Here is a 16,485-nt window from a genome sequence, read left to right as displayed (position 1 = left end):
ATGAAAATACTCAATAAAGCATTCATAGGCTGCTTGCTCGCTGCGGGTTTCACGATGACATCGTGCGACTATCTTGATGTGATTCCTGCCGAGACAACCACTGGCACCGACATGACCAAGGACCGCCAGGCAGCCCTCAACTATCTGTACTCCTGCTACGGATTCCTGCCAACCCCTAACTCCGGAACGTCTTCGCTCGACTTCTTTACCGGAGACGAGGTGGTGACAGCCTACGAGCATGAGACATTCGCCGCATTCCCTAAGGGCAACTTTTCAGCCTCCAACCCAGTGATCAGCTACTGGAACACCCTGTATCAGGGTATCCGCCAGTGCTACATGTTCCAGGACGAGCTGAACAAGACCGGCAACTTCCACGGACTTGCTGATAAGGACCGCGAGGACTACAAGGCACAGGTTACCTTCCTCATCGGATACTACCACTTCCTGCTTTCACGCTGCTATGGTCCTATCATCATCGTTCACCAGACCCCAGACCCGATGCTTCTGCCATCCGACTATCAGGGCCAGGAGCCTTACGAAGACTGCGTGAACTTCATCTGCGAGAAGTTTGACGAGGCAGCCAAGGGTCTGCCTGCTACCCGCACCGGTGCACAGGCAGGCGAGTTCGGTCTTGCCACCAGCGTAGCAGCCAAGGCGATGAAGGCAAAGATGCTGCTCTATGCTGCATCCCCACTGTTCAACGGCAACAGCAAGTTCTATTCCGACTTCAAGGACAAGGAGGGAAAGACTCTCATGCCGCTTACCTACGACGAGAGCAAGTGGAGCAAGGCTGCCGCAGCCTTCAAGGATGCCATCACCGCCGCCGAAGCTGCAGGCTACCACCTCTATACCCGTGGCGACTGCAAGATCAAATATAACGGCTATCCTGCCGACCCACACGTGCGTGCCCTGCGCTACACCATCACCGACTACTCGGCAGAAGATGAGCAGGCAGGAGCCAACTCTGAGGTGATCTGGGCAGACTCCCGTGGCGAGGGTTACTACGGCATCCAGAACAAGAGTGAGCCATATATCTATAGTGGCAACGGTGCCTGGAACGGTGTGGCTCCTACCATTGCCATGCTCAGCCGCTTCTACACCAAGAACGGTCTGCCTATCGATCAGGACAAGACCTTCGACTATGCCGACCGCTGGGCCCCTGTAGAGGTGGATGAAGCTCACAAGGATGAGGCTTATCCAGGTCGCAAGACCCAGAAGTTCAACCTCGACCGCGAGCCTCGCTACTATGCGTGGGTTGCCTTCCAGGATGGTTACTACGAGATTCTGAGTGCTTCAAACAACGGTGCATATAGTGATGATGCCAACTACACACTCACTTCAGACAACACTCACGGTCGACTTATCTGCGACTTCATGATCGGCGGAAACTGCAGCCGTGGTAAGAATGCCAACTCAAAGCGTACTGGCGACTACTCGCCTACAGGCTTCCTCAACAAGAAGTTTGTGAACCCAGACCTCGTGAAGTCAAAAAGCGGTTGGGAATACACCAATACCCCTTGGCCGCTCATCCGACTGGCAGAGCTTTACCTGAGCTATGCCGAGTGTCTGGTTGAAACTGGCGACCTGACCAATGCCCGCCTCTACCTTGACAAGGTGCGCACCCGTGCCGGATTGCCAGGCGTGAAGGAAGCTTACGAGCAGTTTGGCAAGGATCCATCCAAGGCTACCACCAAGGAAGGCTTGCGCGACATCATCCGCAACGAGCGCATGAACGAGATGTATCTCGAGAACCAGAACTTCTGGGATATGCGCCGCTGGCTGCTTGCCGAGAAGTACTTCAACGTGAAGGCGAAGGGCTTGAACATTGATGCCGAGAACATCAACGATTTCAGCGAGGTTCAGGAAGTAGTATTCGAGCGTAAGTTCCAGTCGCCGATGAACTATCTGATGCCAATCCCATCAGCCGACATCAACCGAAACGACCACGTGGTACAGACTCCGGGTTATTAATTTTAAGCATTGTAACAAATAAAAAGACACAATGATGAAAAAGAATATCATAAAAATGCTTGCGGCTGTGGCCCTTGTCGGCACGATGACAGCATGCTCTGATGACGACAAGACTGCACCGGCAGTGAACATCGAAGAGCAGACCGTCACCATCGACAGCAAACAGCCAGGCAAGGTGGTGTTCCACTGGACTATTCCAGAGAACAAAGACTACTATTATATTAAGGTGGCTTACGACGACCCCGCTAAGGGCCACCGCGTGCTCAACGCCAGCTCCTATGCCGATTCCCTCATGATCGACGGACTCTTTGCCAAGTATGGCGAACTCGCCTACACATTCACGGCAGTGAGCAAAGACGGCGGCGAGAAGGTGCTCTTCACCAAGAATGCCAAGGCCGGCTACGTGCCAGCCGACATCAAGGACTACGAGGTGGGACCTATCAGCCTGACCGCAGCACAGCTCTGGACCGACGACCAGGAATCATCCGAGGGTCCTATCGCAGCCCTCATCGACGGCAACAACGGCACCTACTTCCACATGAGCTGGAGTGCTCCAACTCCATGGCCTCACTACATCCGTGTAGACCTGGGCAAGAAGGTGAAGGGCGTATCGTTCTGGTATAAGGGCCGTAACAACAACAACAACGACAACCCTAAGCACATCACCGTCTGGGCAAGCAACAAGGCGGGCGACACCCCTACTGCTGCCGAAGCATGGAAGATTAGCGAATTGGGTAGCGATGTGCTGCCGAAAGGCACGGCTCCTGAATATACATCTCCAGGCCTGTTCAGTGAAAAAGATGAGTTCCAGTATCTCTGGTTGCAGATTGACGAAGCTTATTCCGGCAGCCAGTGGATTGCTATGGCCGAGCTGAGCATCAAGGAAATGACCCGTTCTATCTACGATCCAGAGAACGAGAAGTAAAGAAGAAATCTTTCAAAGGGGATTCAAGAAACCCTGAAAGAACAAAAACATCAGATAAAAGGAGGAAAGCGCAAGTTTTCCTCCTTTTTTTGATTCCTATCCGATAATTTTTCGTATATCCGATAATTTTTCGTACCTTTGCAGAATGATATCCAGAATTCCGTATGAAATCCGTGCGTAATCCGTATGAAATCCGTATGTAATCCTTGGATCAGAACAGTTTTGAATTAAGTAACTGAACTTTCTCATGTGGTTCAAGAACGGGCTGAAGGCCCAAAAGCTCCTAGCCCAGGGCATCGCCCTGGGTATAATGGCAATCAGCAAGACGCCCTGTAAGGGCAAAAGCTTTGTATATTGCCCGGAATTTTAAAGCTTTTGCCCTTACAGGGCGACAAGTTTGTGTCCGTAATAACCCAGGGCGATGCCCTGGGCTAGGAGCTTCTGCCCTTTCAGGGCGTATGGAGCTTACATGCGAAACTTGAATTAAGTAATAAAATATAATAAAATAAAGATTTAAGAAAGAAATATGATTACAGTTGATGGATTGACCGTCGAGTTCGGCGGCACCACCCTATTCAAAGACATTTCCTTCCAAATCAACGAGAAGGACCGTATCGCCCTGATGGGCAAGAATGGCGCAGGAAAGAGTACCCTGCTCAAAATCATTGCAGGCGTGAGAAAGGCCACCCGTGGCACCGTATCCGCCCCGAAAGACTGCGTCATCGCCTATCTGCCTCAGCACCTGATGACCGAAGACGGCAGAACCGTGTTCGAGGAAACCTGCCAGGCCTTCGCCCATCTGCACGAGATGCAGGCAGAGATAGACCGCATCAACAACGAGCTTACCACCCGCACCGACTACGATAGCGACGACTACATGCAGCTCATCGAGAAGGTTTCTTCCCTTTCAGAAAAGTTCTACGCCATCGACATGACCCATTTCGAGGAGGATGTAGAGAAGACGCTGCTCGGACTGGGCTTCGAGCGTTCCGATTTCAACCGCCCTACCAGCGAGTTTTCGGGAGGATGGCGCATGCGCATCGAGCTGGCAAAGCTGCTGCTGAAATCGCCTGATGTATTGCTCCTCGATGAGCCTACCAACCACCTCGACATCGAATCCATCGGATGGCTCGAAGAATTCATCATCAACAGTTCCAAGGCAGTGGTAGTGATCAGTCACGATAGGAAATTCGTTGACGATATCACCACCCGCACCATCGAGGTGACCATGGGCAGAATCTACGACTACAAGGCCACCTACAGCCAGTATCTGGAACTGCGCAAGGAGCGCCGCGAGCAGCAGATGAAGAAATATGAGGAGCAGCAGAAGATGATAGCCGAGACCAAGGATTTCATAGAGCGATTCAAGGGCACCTACTCCAAGACCTTCCAGGTGCAGAGCCGCGTGAAGATGCTCGAAAAGCTGGAACTCATCGAGGTGGATGAAGAGGATACCAGCCGACTGAGACTGAAGTTCCCGCCGAGTCCGAGAAGCGGTGCCTATCCGGTGCAGATGAGCGACGTGGCGATGTCGTTCGACGGCAAGCAGATATTCAGCGGCGTGAACCTCACCGTGGAACGTGGCGACAAGATTGCCTTCGTGGGTAGAAACGGCGAGGGTAAGTCTACGCTGGTGAAATGCATCATGGGTCAGCTGCAGAACGAGGGCAAGCTGGAGTTGGGACATAACGTGCAGATAGGCTATTTCGCTCAGAACCAGGCTTCCCTGCTGGATGGCGAGCTCACGGTATTCCAGACCATAGATGATGTGGCGAAGGGCGAAATAAGAAACAAGATTCGCGATTTGCTGGGTGCCTTCATGTTTGGTGGCGAGGATTCTACGAAGAAGGTGAAGGTATTGTCGGGTGGCGAGCGCACCCGTCTTGCCATTCTGAAGCTGTTGCTGGAGCCGGTGAACCTGCTGATTCTCGATGAGCCTACCAACCATCTGGATTTGAAGACGAAGGATGTGCTGAAGCAGGCGCTTCTAGATTTCGACGGCACGCTCATCGTGGTGAGTCACGACCGTGACTTCCTGGATGGTTTGGTGAGCAAGGTATATGAATTCGGTCATGGCAGGGTTCGCGAGCACCTGTGCGGCATCTACGAGTTCCTGGAGTCGAAAAAGATGGAAAGCCTTCAGGAGTTGGAGAAGAAATAAAAAATCTCTAACTGTACGGTTGAAACGGGCTGAAAGCCCAAAAGCTCCTAGCCCAGGGCATCGCCCTGGGTAATGTCGGCAAAAACAAAGTCGCCCTGAAAGGGCAAAAGCTTTGAAATTGAAAGCTTTTGCCCTTTCAGGGCGACTTTGTTGTATTTATTCTAAAAACCCAGGGCGATGCCCTGGGCTAGGAGCTTCTGCCCTTTCAGGGCGTATGGGATGTGGCTTATGACACACCCTCCTCATGTTTTCCCATCAGATGATGGTAATCCAGATGCTTTCATCCTTATCCCTCGCCTCCTCCATGCGCTTCATCAGTCGGTGAAGCCAGATGCGGGAGTTCACCACCATGCCCTTCAACTTGTTCTCGCCCACCAGGATGCAGCCCTGGGTATCATCAGGATAGTTGCCGGCATGGATGCGGATACCCTCAAAATTCGGAACGCCCTGCAGATAGGGCAACCACTGTCTGAACCTCGGCGACGGGGTGATGAGCACGGGATACGTGCCCTCGGGGATGGCGGTGTGGCCCTTCATCTTCTGCGCCTTCTTACCCGAAACCCTGCCCAGTCGGGCATCCACCAGCTGAGGTTCCAGCTCCACGCCCAGCAGATTGCGCCACGTGGGCTCCATGGTGTCGCAGAAATAAGTATCTGCCCCCAACTTCCCATCATCAAAACTATCTCGAAACTCACGCTTCAAACCCTCGTTGTAGCTGGTTACCACCTTGCGGTCTACGTCCTCATCAGCCAGAATATACAGTCGGCCGATGGTGTAAGTATTCTTCTTTGCTATTCGCTTCAAAACTATCTCCATACTTTTTTAGTTTATAGTTAAAAATTTATAGTTTACAGTTAATAATTTATAGTTTACTCAAGTTTCGCATGTAAGCTCCACACGCCCTGAAAGGGCAGAAGCTCCTAGCCCAGGGCATCGCCCTGGGTAATTACGAACACAAACTTGTCGCCCTGTAAGGGCAAAAGCTTTAAAAAACTGGGCAATATACAAAGCTTTTGCCCTTTCAGGGCGCCTTGCTGATTGCCATTATCCCCAGGGCGATGCCCTGGGCTAGGAGCTTTTGGGCCTTCAGCCCGTTCTTGAACCACATGCGAAAGTTCAGTAGTTTATAGTTACCCCTCTCCCTTCAGGAACTTCAACTTGCGGAAAATGGAACTGTAATTGTAATCGTAATCACCTTCCTTATTTCCAATCCGCACGATGTAGCCACGATGTACCCACTGGTTCAGAGCGATGTTCACACGGCGCACGTTGTCATCCTCATAACCCTCCTGACGGCGAAGCTTCACATAATCCTGCATCGTAAACTCATCAGGCAACTGCTCCAGCAGATTCTTCGGACCATGAGGAGCCGTCTTCGGATTGTCGGCACGGTCATTGTCGGCATCATAAATCATCTGTCCGAAAAGTTTCAGCTTGCACCACAGGTCGTAACGCTCGCTCCATCGGATGAAATCCTCGATGCTGCTCTCCCATTTCATGCCGTTCGCCACATAGAGTACGCATGCCTTCAGGTAGGCAATGACATTGGCACGGAACGAGAGATTCTCGAATACGAAATTCTGCGACAATCGCGAGAACTCGGCATTCTCTTCCATCAGCTTCCGGGCAAGCCTCAGCGCCTGCGGACAGTTTACCAAGCCCCTCGCCTTCAAGAGATTGTCGATGTAAGGCTTCAGCGCCTCATCAAAGGCAGCATCATAGGTGCCGTACACCGGAATCTCCGAACCGCAGGGACGGCGCTCGATGGTGGAAAACGAGATTCTCGAAATCGGACCATCCGTAACCACACGGCGGAAATAATCCCTGCACTTTCGGGGCGTACAACTCGCATTCCAGTTGAACCTCACCTGCACCGTCTCCGTAACGCTCTGGGTTCCCACACGGTCCTGCCCGTAGTTGCCCAGGTCGAACGCCAGCTCCATGATTCTGAAATGCTGGTTGGTCTTGCCCTTCAGGGCATCAAAGAGGTTCAGCTCGTTCACCTTGGCATAGAGGAAGTGGTTCTCAGCCTCCTTCATTCGGAGCACGAAGGCAGGGTTGGTCATGTCGATGTTCACCTCCTGAATCACCAGTCCCTCGGGGCGCTCACGGCGGTCCTTGTTGGCACCCTTGCTGTTGCACTCCTCCTTCCATTTCCGCTCACGTTCACGCTGCTCCTCATCACGGCGTCTGATATCCTCCATGATTCTGTTAATCGGCTGACTCACAGACTCCTTTCCGCTACCCGTTGGTGCACAGAGAATCTGCATCAAGGTGGCTTCATGCTCTACATTGTCGATATATTTGAACCGGGTTTCGAGCAGATGCGAAGCCAGGGGCGGGAACACGGCCTGCGATACGGCAGGGCGATAGATTTCGGGTGTCTTCGATACAAGCAGTTTGATGAGCTTGGGCAGTTTCTGCGGCATCTGATGAATGTGGTAGAAATACGATTCGGGGTTGCTGATATCGCCGAAGTTATCCTCGTCGAAGCATCCTGTGCCCCTCGCCTTGTCCTGCTCCTCCTGCGAAAGCTTGATGGCCGTGCGCACGATGTTGGGCAGTCGGTGGCCCTGCTTTCGGTTGCAGGCGCTCTCCACGGTGGCGAAGGCTCGGTTCTGCTCTTCGCCGAAGGTGGGGATAATCTGCTTGATCCAAGCCGCATTGTCGTCGCAGAGATAGCGCAGGTAGCAAGCCAGGGTAAAGATGAAGGCATTGCGCGAGCCATGTTCCGGTTCGCCGCCCAGCAGCTCCACTATTTTGGCAGTGAGCTTTGCATAGGGAATGCCTTGGTATTCTGAGGGGAAGGCTTCTTGATTTGCCACTCCGCCAGCAACTTGATCATCTCCAGCAGGGCTGAGATGAGAATCATCAACAGGATGGCTATCAGCAGATTGGGCAGGCTGAACAGCAGCGCCAGCAGAAACAGCGTTATCGCCGTTAGTGCCCGGAAATCGATTGTCATTACTTTGAACATTGCAATTTGAACTTTGAACTTTATGATTACTATTAACTTTTAACTCTAAATTATTAACTTTCTGAAGGCTTTGAACTTGATGATCAGCATTTGGGGATGTAATTTTTCTTTCCTTGAAAAGCTCCTCCTCGTTGATATAAAGAAGATACTCTTCGGGAACCAGGAAAGATGGGCGAGCCAAATCCTTCACCACCGTATCATACTCCGAATCCTCCAGCTGCTGCGACATCCATCGCTGCGCCATGGCAATATCCATCCCCTCGGGGATGATAAACACGAGGCGAAGGCCCTGGGTGGAAGGAGTAACGTGAACGAGCACTATCAGGTCGAGGATTTTCGTTTCACCTAACATCTTGTTAGCCAGCACCTTCTTCTTCTCCTCCCAATATCCTCGGGGGTTCGGAATATGGTCGATATCATAAATCGAGAGGCCGCTGGGGATAGCCTCATCATTCTTGCGCCTGCCATTTCTGAAAGTGGCGTGGGGCGTGAGGATAGGCAACTGCGACTTGAGTTTCTTCTTCATCTCCTCGTAATCATCGTTGCAGATTTCACCTCGCAGCTTGCTCTCCAGGGCATCCGCCAACTGGGCGCAAACCGTCTTCACCCTGTTGCTCTTCAGCGCCTGGTGAAGAAGTTCAGGGGTGCAAGTCTGCACCACCTGACTTCTAATATTATCAGAATATCCTATTGCCATTATTTCTTTACTTTACAAATTCTTTACTTTATAAATTCCACTACCTTATCATCGTCTTCACGGGAATTCGCCTCGTAATACTTATGGATAAACTTGCGGCCCTTCTCCGTCCACACCAGATGCGAGTGCGAAGCAGTGATTCTCGGAGAAACCTCGCCATGATGGGTGCGGGTCTTGGCATATCCGCGATGGGCATACTCGGCATAGAGCATGTATTGTCCGCTCTGGTAATACTGCACGTGCTGCACGCAGAGCCATCGGTTCAGTTCCTGCGCCGTGAGCCCCATCTCCTTGGCTATCTGCGTGGTGGTATAGCACGAGATGGAGCGGAGCACGTCGATGGCATAGGAAGCATCATCAAAGAGATGGTCGATGTCCTGCTCCTGCTTCGCCACCACAGCGCAGGTCTCGTTGAGAAGCACCTTCTGCGAAGCGATTCTCGCCTCCAGTTGGCCAATCTTGGTGTTCAACTGGTAGCCGCCGTCCTTGCGTATGGCGGGCAGCACGTCGCCGCACACCCAGTCCTGGAAAGGTTCAGCCTGTGGCTTGTCGGAGCGCATGATGAGCTTGTAGAAGTTGAGCTCCGAGATGAAGGTGAAGTAAACCTCGTGCTTCTTGTCCGACTCGCCGTGCTGATTCTTCTGCGTGGTGGTGACCTTCATCAGATGAACCCCACCAGGTTTCAGTGCAGTCTTGGCACGGCTCGGATTCTTGATGTCCAGGGCATTGCAAACATCTACCAGGCAGAACAGTGGCTCCATAAAGGTGCCAGCTACACGGATGTCACCAAACAGAGGGTGACTGAAAGTCTGTACATTCGTTGTCATAATCTTGCATTTTTAAAATTCAACAATCGTTTTAAATTCAACATTCCGTTGACATGTTGACAATGCAAAGATAGGAAGAAAAGAAAGAAACAGAAATAAAAAATGCCTGTAATTACCTGTTGTACAAATGATTACAAGTAATTACAAGCATTCTACAAAGAATCGTACAAGTTTGTACAAGTTATCTTATTCAAATTTCGCGTTGTTTATTGCTTTTCGCGTTGTTCATTGCTTATTGCAATTTTACAAGGAGCAAATCCCTTGCTTCATATTTTCACCATGGCAAATGCACCTGACTGTTCCAGCACGACTCCGTGCATGGATAGATGCCATGATTGTGGAGCGGTTTCCACAAATCACGATTGTAGCTGATATCACTTATCTTCTTCTCCACCAGCCATGCGTTGACCAAGTTCGTAATCTGTGCAGGTTTCAGCATTCTCGCCAAGCGCACAAACTCCAGGGCATTTGCCTTGTCGCCCATGAAGCAGAGCAGAATCTCGCCAATCCAGTCTTCGTCTTGCGAAGAAGCCTGCGCCATATCCTTCAGGATATCCTGCCCATCCACCTCGATGCCCATGTTCTTATCGAAATGAGCCTCAATCTTGTCTACATGGTTTATCTGCTGACCGATGTTGCCATAAAAGTTGTTCAGAATCGTCGGTCTTTCCCAATTGTTGCCATTCTGATTTTCCATATCGTTCACTTATTTAAAGATTGCTCAAAGATTGTTTATCTTCTTTTTCTGTTCTTCCATCCAGTCAGGCATAAACGACGAAACGTTGTTAGCATTGTTCGACTGTTGGGCAACAGAACCATAGAAATTATTCACGGTAACCCCACCAGTTGTCCCTTGTGGTATTCCATTCATGGCCCCTGCTTTCAGCAGTTTAATTTGTTCATCCTTCTGATTTATAATGCGTTGCATCGTTTCCTTCTCGATGCGATGACTGTCGAGCACCTCTTTCAGCTGCCTTTCCAGCTTTTTGCATCTCTGCTCAAGCTGCTCGTTAAAGGTAGCGGTGAGATAGTTACTTTTCTCGATGGCTTTGAAATGCTCATTCTTCTTCTTCTCTGCGTCAAGCTGAGCCTCCAATGCCTGTATCTTCAACTCATTGGGGTCAAGAGGATACAATTCCGGAGAATAAAATCGTTCCTTCACAGCAGCTATCATCTTAGGGAAACACCCTCCCAAAAAAAGGAAAACCTTTGCATCACACAACCTCTTATCGGTTAAATCCTTCTTCATTTTTTTAAGAAATACGTTCAGCTGAAGCCATTTATGGGCCTGCAAGAACAAAATAGAATGCATCATCCACAGGCAAAGAAAAATCTCATCATCAAAAATATAAGTATTACTATCTCCATGTTTGCTCTTCTGAAGCAACATTTCAACCTCTGAAAAAAGTTCCTTCATAGTTCCTTTGGGGGAGTTATACAGCTGGGCTGCCATCGCATAGGCAACATTGAAATAAATCAATTGATCGTCCTCATGAATAGCACCATACGGCAATACTTTCTTGAACATCTGCATCAACAGGTTGTTCAAGCCATTGGCTTCATACTCTTCGATAGAAGACTTCATACGATACTGCTGAGCAGCTACTTGACTGGTTTGATTGTTAGGAATTTCCATAATCGTCATTTGTTTTAATAACTCGGTTAGGAGTTTGTTATTATTATATTCTGCGATTCGTGGAGCATCCATCTCTCTTGGTAAACGAGGGAAACAGGTGTTTCATTAGTCGTGGGCGCAAAGGTAATGATTATTTTCGAAACGACCAAACAAATCAGAAAAAAAATTGTTTTTATTTTGTTTTCATGAAGTAGAGCAAAAGGTTCCTCTCCGAAAGGTAGAGCAAAGCACCCACTGGGTTGAGCGAAGTACCCCACTTGATTACGATTACGATTACAGTTCAAAAATCCGCAGGGTTGATACTTCTGGAAAACTTAGGGAGATAGAGAGTTATATTATATATATTTATATATATAAATATATATAATATAAACCCCATATAACCCCTACTTTCATCGTGCGGAAAATGGAACTGTAATCGTAATCGTAATCAATCAGGGCTTTCTGGGGTGGAAGCTTCGACGAAAGGGCACAGTCTTCTCAGCAGCAAAACTATGAGATGTCCTCGAAGAAACTATATTTTCTTCCTCCGTAATCATAGAGTTTTTTTAATTAACAGGATTCCGCCCAAATGTTAACGGCGTTTAACATAACTCTGCAGGGTGATTTTTGGTGGTATCAGAATTTTGTTGTACCTTTGCATCGTCAATCAGAAGAAAGGCTCCTGATGACTACTTGGGAGAAAAGAGTCTCCGGACTCTCCCCCTACGTCAATAAAAATCATTAATCACTAATCATTAATCACTAGAAAGCTTATGGGACAAGGAAACATTAAGTATCGTAAGATTAAGCGCACCCCTCAGACGGGTGAGAACGCTGGTAAGGAACTCTGGTATGCCACTGTGGTTACCGACAGAGAGATGAACTTCGAGGAGTTCGTGGATCACATTTCATCCCACAACTCGCCTTACAGCCGCGGCACCGTGCACGGTGTGATGATGGATATGCTCGACTGCCTGAAGGAGCTGATTCTCGACGGCAAGAGCGTGCGTCTGGGCGACCTGGGCCTCTTCTCCATCGGCATGAGTTCACGTGGTGAGGTGAGCCGCGACAAGGTTACTTCGGCAAGCGTGGAGGGCATCCATCTGTTGGTAAAAAATACCAAGAACTGGAGTAACAGCGAGCTGAAGAAGCTCTGCAAGATTACTGCCTACGACGCCCGTGGAGGCGAAGAGGACGGCAGCGGAACCACCCCTGGCGGCGGTTCTGACGGAGGTGGCAGCGGCAACACCCAGGGTGGCGGAACCACTGGTGGAACTGGCAGCGAAGGCTCAGGTGGAACTGGCAGTGAAGGCTCTGGTGGCAACACTAGCCAGGGTGGCGGAACCGGTGACGGAACCGGAAGCAATGGCGATAACGAGCACATCACTCTGTAGAGTTAGCCCCTTCGGGGGCTACTCTTCTATCCTATCACATCGCTAAAAATAATCATTTACCACCAATCATTAATCACTAATCATTAATCACTAAAAATACTGCCTATGAAGAAGGAAAACTGGAAGACATTGATTCAGATTTTAATCTCGATTCTTACTGCCGTAGCCACTTCGCTCGGCGTTACGAGCTGCATGAGTTAAAACGATTCAATCACTCGAAAAAAGTTGGTGGGCTTCATCAGATGAAGGTCACCAACTTTTTCTAATCTTCCTTATTCTTCCTTAATCTTCCAATCACTGATGGTTCGCTGATTACTATCATAATTTACACCTATCTTAAACAGGCGCTTGCCATCGGCAAAATACGGAATCAGATATCCCTTTTCATCTATCTGCCTGATTGCTTCCTCTGCAGAACCATCATATTTCAGTTCAAAAACAAACACAGCATCGGGCATATACACCACAGCATCAGCCCTGCCTATCGCACTATCCTCCTCTACCCGCATGTAGGCACCCATCAGGTTGAAGATAAGATAGAACACCGTCTGAAAATCCCGTTCACTTTTGTTGCTCAAACGATTAGTGATGCTGGCAAGATAAGCCTTCAGACGCACCATCGCACCCTCAACATCTGCCTCATAGAGCTTTTCCAGGATATCACCCACCAAACTGTTGTTATCCAAAGATATTGGCGAAAGATAGTTGGGCGCAAGACTCTTGAGCATGCCTATCTTCACCTCTCGGTTAGGATATTCCAAAGTATAGCGATGCAGCATCGGGTTATACTTCTTGATGGTGAGGTAACCGCTCTGATAGAGCAGCGGAAGCGCAGATGTCACCATTTCGGGCGAAACATCGAAGTCATCCACATCACATGATTTTTTCTCGATATCCATCACATTAACATGATATTTCTGCAGCGTCTTGATAAGATAAGTTGGTGTACCCGAACCAAACCAGTAAGGAGCAATATCGTGTGCGTTCAACGCCTTTACCAGGCTGAACGGATTGAAGATATCTTCTGATTTCTTACTGAAGTGATAGCCGTCATAAAAATGTGTCAACTCCGCCAGGCACTCCTCGTATGTCATGCCAAGGGCTTCGCCCAGCGCCTCCACATCCGGTTTCATCTGCGTAGTAAGTTCGGTCTTGCTGATACCACAGATGGCTGAATACTGGTCGAACATGCTGATGTTATCGAGATTGTTGAGTTCGCTGAAGATGCTGAGCTGCGAGAACTTGGTGATGCCTGTGATAAAGGTAAACTCCAGGTATGGATCGAGCATCTTGATGGGACTATAGAAGTTCTGCATGATGAGGCGCAGCGGTTTCAGATTCTCCTTTTCATGCACCACATCAAGCAAAGGGGCATCATATTCATCTATGATAATCACCACCTTCTCGCCCGTCTGCCTGTATGCTTTTTTCACCAGGTCTTTCAAACGGAGGTTGGCATCTACCTGATGACTCTCATATCCCCAACGCATTTCCTGCTCTTCAAGCATATCTGCCAGATACCTTTCCAGCTGCTCTACCCCCATGTGCTTGGCACCACTCAAGTCGAAATGGAGCACAGGGTGTTTCACCCAATCCTTTTCATAATCAGCAATGGCCAATCCCTCAAAAAGTTCCTTTCTTCCCTCGAAATAGGCTTGAAGGGTAGAAGCAAAGAGCGACTTTCCGAATCGTCTTGGACGACTCAGAAAAACATAAGACATCAACTTTTGCCGGAAATCCACGATATATTGGGTCTTATCTATATAGAGATAACCTTTCTCTCGGATTTTTTCAAAAGTCTGTATTCCTACAGGATATTTATTTACTATTTTAGCCATATTCCTACATACTTTACGTTTTGCGCTGCTAAGTTACGAAGAAATTCCGAATTAGCCAAACACAATTTCAAATATTTTTAGCTCAGGGAAATACATTTTGGCTATTCCGATCGAAAACACTACCCTTGGCACTCCAACGTATTTGCAATCCGGCGTAAAAAAATATCCCAACCTTTTTAGGAACAGCGGATTTGAATCCGCAGCAAGCAAGCTATAATAAGAAAAGATGAACATCATGTACCCCACCACATGAAAAAAAAGTTGCTGGGGTTCATCAGATGAAGGCCACCAACTTTGGCATCACTACCACATAGTGATGTTAAAGTTGCGCAAAAAATAAAGGGAAATTTTGTTATCTCATAAAAACAAAATATATTTGCCCCAAAGAAATGAACAAAATATAAATAACTGAACTTTCGCATGTGGTTCAAGAACGGGCTGAAGGCCCAAAAGCTCCTAGCCCAGGGCATCGCCCTGGGGATAATGGCAATCAGCAAGGCGCCCTGAAAGGGCAAAAGCTTTGTATATTGCCCAGTATTTTAAAGCTTTTGCCCTTACAGGGCGACAAGTTTGTGTCCGTAATTACCCAGGGCGATGCCCTGGGCTAGGAGCTTCTGCCCTTTCAGGGCGTGTGGAGCTTACATGCGAAACTTGAGTAAATAACAAAACAAAAAAGCGATGCCTGCAAATTCATGCAAGCATCGCTTTTATTTTTATAATCTCCTTCCGAAAATTCTCTTTCCGAAAATTCTCCTTCCGGAAAGCCTTCCGGAAGGGAAGGATTTCTTTTATCCGAAATTATCGTACATGATGCTCTCAGGATCAACTCCCAGAGAATCCAGATAATCTGTAACGGTCTTGATCAGCATTGGAGGTCCGCAGAGATAGTACTCGCAATCCTCTGGTGCCTCGTGATCCTTCAAGTAGGTGTCACGGATGCAGTTAACTGCAAAGCCCTCGTAGTACTTCACGCCCTGAGCATCTGCCACTGGGTCCTTGCGGTCCAATGAAAGATGGAAGTGGAAGTTAGGGAATTCCTTCTCAAGCTCCCAGAAATCCTCAAGGAAGAATGCCTCACCCAATGCACGCGCTCCGTAGAAGAAGTGAAGCTCACGATCTGTAGTGTGCAAAGTCTTGGTCATGTGCATGATCTGAGCACGCAATGGAGCCATACCGGCACCACCACCAATCCAGATCATCTCCTTGCCCGAGGTGAAGTTAGGATGGAAGTCGCCGTAAGGACCACTCATCATTACCTTGTCGCCTGGCTTCAATGAGAAGATGTAAGAAGAAGCGATACCTGTTGGTACGTTCTGGAATCCTACCTGTGGACGTGGCAAGAATGGAGTTGTGGCGATACGTACAGTAAGAGTGATGATATCACCCTCGTCAGGATAGTTCGCCATAGAGTAAGCACGAACGGTAGGCTCTGGATTGTGAGCCTTGAGAGAGAAGATGTTGAACTTCTTCCATGCTCCGATGTACTCCTCGCCAATGAGATCCTTGTCGAAGTCCTTGTCGTAATCGATGCAGTCGTATGCAGGAATCTTGATCTGAGCGTAAGAACCCGGAACGAAGTCCATGTGCTCGCCTGGAGGCAATGCCACCTTGAACTCCTTGATGAATGATGAAACGTTCTTGTTGGAGATAACCTCGCACTCCCACTCTTTCACGCCCATCACACTCTCAGGTACCTTGATCTTCAGGTCGCCCTTCACCTTGCACTGGCATCCCAGACGCCAGTGGTCCTTAATCTGCTTGCGGGTGAAGTGAGGCTTCTCTGAATCGAGAATCTCGCCGCCGCCTTCGAGCACCTGAACCTTACACTGGCCACAGCTTGCCTTACCGCCGCAGGCAGAAGGCAGGAAGATGCCGTTCTCATTCAGCGTAGTCATCAAACTGCTGCCCTGAGGCACGTTGATGGTCTTGTCGCCATTGATTTCGATATTTACATTTCCGCTAGGGCTCAGATACTTCTTAGCCACGAGCAGGATGATAACCAGCAGGAGAATCACCACGAGGAAAACTCCGATACTAGCCAATATAAATGATGTATTACCCATATCTATAGTCCTCC

General features: G+C 49.0%; 12 protein-coding genes. 5 read left to right on the top strand and 7 right to left on the bottom strand.

The window, feature by feature from the left end; genetic code table 11:
- The 3 genes from V8Z93_RS08755 (at position 1) to V8Z93_RS08745 (ending at position 5,057) form a co-directional block, all read left to right on the top strand.
- Entirely contained in the window at positions 1-1,971 is a 1,971-nt protein-coding gene (locus V8Z93_RS08755) for a RagB/SusD family nutrient uptake outer membrane protein (protein ID WP_439431285.1), read from the top strand.
- Positions 1,972-2,002: 31 nt separating this feature from the next.
- Positions 2,003-2,896, top strand: a complete 894-nt coding sequence (locus V8Z93_RS08750; protein ID WP_439431284.1) for a discoidin domain-containing protein — start codon at positions 2,003-2,005, stop codon at positions 2,894-2,896.
- Positions 2,897-3,422: 526 nt separating this feature from the next.
- Positions 3,423-5,057: an ABC-F family ATP-binding cassette domain-containing protein gene (locus V8Z93_RS08745; protein ID WP_439431283.1), complete on the top strand. Its 1,635-nt coding sequence runs from the start codon at positions 3,423-3,425 to the stop codon at positions 5,055-5,057.
- Between the two features lie 255 nt (positions 5,058-5,312).
- On the opposite strand, the gene V8Z93_RS08740 is transcribed toward V8Z93_RS08745, so the two are convergent.
- The 5 genes from V8Z93_RS08740 to V8Z93_RS08720 form a co-directional block, all read right to left on the bottom strand.
- Positions 5,313-5,873 carry a DUF5675 family protein gene (locus tag V8Z93_RS08740; RefSeq protein ID WP_439431282.1) on the bottom strand — a complete coding sequence of 187 codons (561 nt, stop codon included), beginning with the start codon at positions 5,871-5,873 and terminating at the stop codon, positions 5,313-5,315.
- Between the two features lie 314 nt (positions 5,874-6,187).
- A complete protein-coding gene (locus tag V8Z93_RS08735; protein ID WP_439431281.1) occupies positions 6,188-8,731 on the bottom strand; it encodes a BT4734/BF3469 family protein in 2,544 nt (847 codons plus the stop codon).
- A gap of 23 nt (positions 8,732-8,754) precedes the next feature.
- Positions 8,755-9,558, bottom strand: coding sequence for a phage antirepressor (locus tag V8Z93_RS08730; protein ID WP_203038920.1), 804 nt, complete (start codon positions 9,556-9,558; stop codon positions 8,755-8,757).
- Positions 9,559-9,832: 274 nt separating this feature from the next.
- Entirely contained in the window at positions 9,833-10,255 is a 423-nt protein-coding gene (locus V8Z93_RS08725) for a hypothetical protein (RefSeq protein WP_439431280.1), read from the bottom strand.
- A gap of 24 nt (positions 10,256-10,279) precedes the next feature.
- Entirely contained in the window at positions 10,280-11,194 is a 915-nt protein-coding gene (locus V8Z93_RS08720) for a hypothetical protein (RefSeq protein WP_439431279.1), read from the bottom strand.
- A gap of 755 nt (positions 11,195-11,949) precedes the next feature.
- Between V8Z93_RS08720 and V8Z93_RS08715 the strand changes: the two genes are divergently transcribed.
- Both V8Z93_RS08715 and V8Z93_RS08710 read left to right on the top strand, forming a co-directional pair.
- Entirely contained in the window at positions 11,950-12,570 is a 621-nt protein-coding gene (locus V8Z93_RS08715) for a DNA-binding protein (protein ID WP_203038914.1), read from the top strand.
- A gap of 105 nt (positions 12,571-12,675) precedes the next feature.
- On the top strand, positions 12,676-12,771 hold the full coding sequence (locus tag V8Z93_RS08710; protein ID WP_203038913.1) for a smalltalk protein: 96 nt from the start codon (positions 12,676-12,678) through the stop codon (positions 12,769-12,771).
- A gap of 71 nt (positions 12,772-12,842) precedes the next feature.
- Here V8Z93_RS08710 and V8Z93_RS08705 read toward each other — a convergent pair whose 3' ends face one another.
- Both V8Z93_RS08705 and nqrF read right to left on the bottom strand, forming a co-directional pair.
- A complete protein-coding gene (locus V8Z93_RS08705) occupies positions 12,843-14,408 on the bottom strand; it encodes an AAA family ATPase (RefSeq protein WP_439431278.1) in 1,566 nt (521 codons plus the stop codon).
- A gap of 788 nt (positions 14,409-15,196) precedes the next feature.
- The gene (gene nqrF, locus V8Z93_RS08700) at positions 15,197-16,471 is read right to left on the bottom strand and encodes an NADH:ubiquinone reductase (Na(+)-transporting) subunit F (RefSeq protein ID WP_089542481.1); all 1,275 of its coding nucleotides are present in this window, start codon (positions 16,469-16,471) and stop codon (positions 15,197-15,199) included.
- Positions 16,472-16,485: the final 14 nt, after the last annotated feature.

This window comes from Segatella copri, from assembly GCF_051861805.1.
GTDB classification, from domain to species: Bacteria; Bacteroidota; Bacteroidia; order Bacteroidales; family Bacteroidaceae; genus Prevotella; species Prevotella copri_M.
The sequence above is the reverse complement of the archived record's forward strand: the minus strand, read 5'-3'. Positions and strand labels throughout refer to the sequence as shown.

Bases quoted from the DNA above. Each gene is read 5' to 3' on its own strand.
- V8Z93_RS08755 (WP_439431285.1), top strand. From the start codon at position 1: ATGAAAATACTCAATAAAGCATTCATAGGCTGCTTGCTCGCTGCGGGT.
- V8Z93_RS08750 (WP_439431284.1), top strand. From the start codon at position 2,003: ATGATGAAAAAGAATATCATAAAAATGCTTGCGGCTGTGGCCCTTGTC.
- V8Z93_RS08745 (WP_439431283.1), top strand. From the start codon at position 3,423: ATGATTACAGTTGATGGATTGACCGTCGAGTTCGGCGGCACCACCCTA.
- V8Z93_RS08740 (WP_439431282.1), bottom strand. From the start codon at position 5,873: ATGGAGATAGTTTTGAAGCGAATAGCAAAGAAGAATACTTACACCATC.
- V8Z93_RS08735 (WP_439431281.1), bottom strand. From the start codon at position 8,731: ATGGCAATAGGATATTCTGATAATATTAGAAGTCAGGTGGTGCAGACT.
- V8Z93_RS08730 (WP_203038920.1), bottom strand. From the start codon at position 9,558: ATGACAACGAATGTACAGACTTTCAGTCACCCTCTGTTTGGTGACATC.
- V8Z93_RS08725 (WP_439431280.1), bottom strand. From the start codon at position 10,255: ATGGAAAATCAGAATGGCAACAATTGGGAAAGACCGACGATTCTGAAC.
- V8Z93_RS08720 (WP_439431279.1), bottom strand. From the start codon at position 11,194: ATGGAAATTCCTAACAATCAAACCAGTCAAGTAGCTGCTCAGCAGTAT.
- V8Z93_RS08715 (WP_203038914.1), top strand. From the start codon at position 11,950: ATGGGACAAGGAAACATTAAGTATCGTAAGATTAAGCGCACCCCTCAG.
- V8Z93_RS08710 (WP_203038913.1), top strand. From the start codon at position 12,676: ATGAAGAAGGAAAACTGGAAGACATTGATTCAGATTTTAATCTCGATT.
- V8Z93_RS08705 (WP_439431278.1), bottom strand. From the start codon at position 14,408: ATGGCTAAAATAGTAAATAAATATCCTGTAGGAATACAGACTTTTGAA.
- nqrF (WP_089542481.1), bottom strand. From the start codon at position 16,471: ATGGGTAATACATCATTTATATTGGCTAGTATCGGAGTTTTCCTCGTG.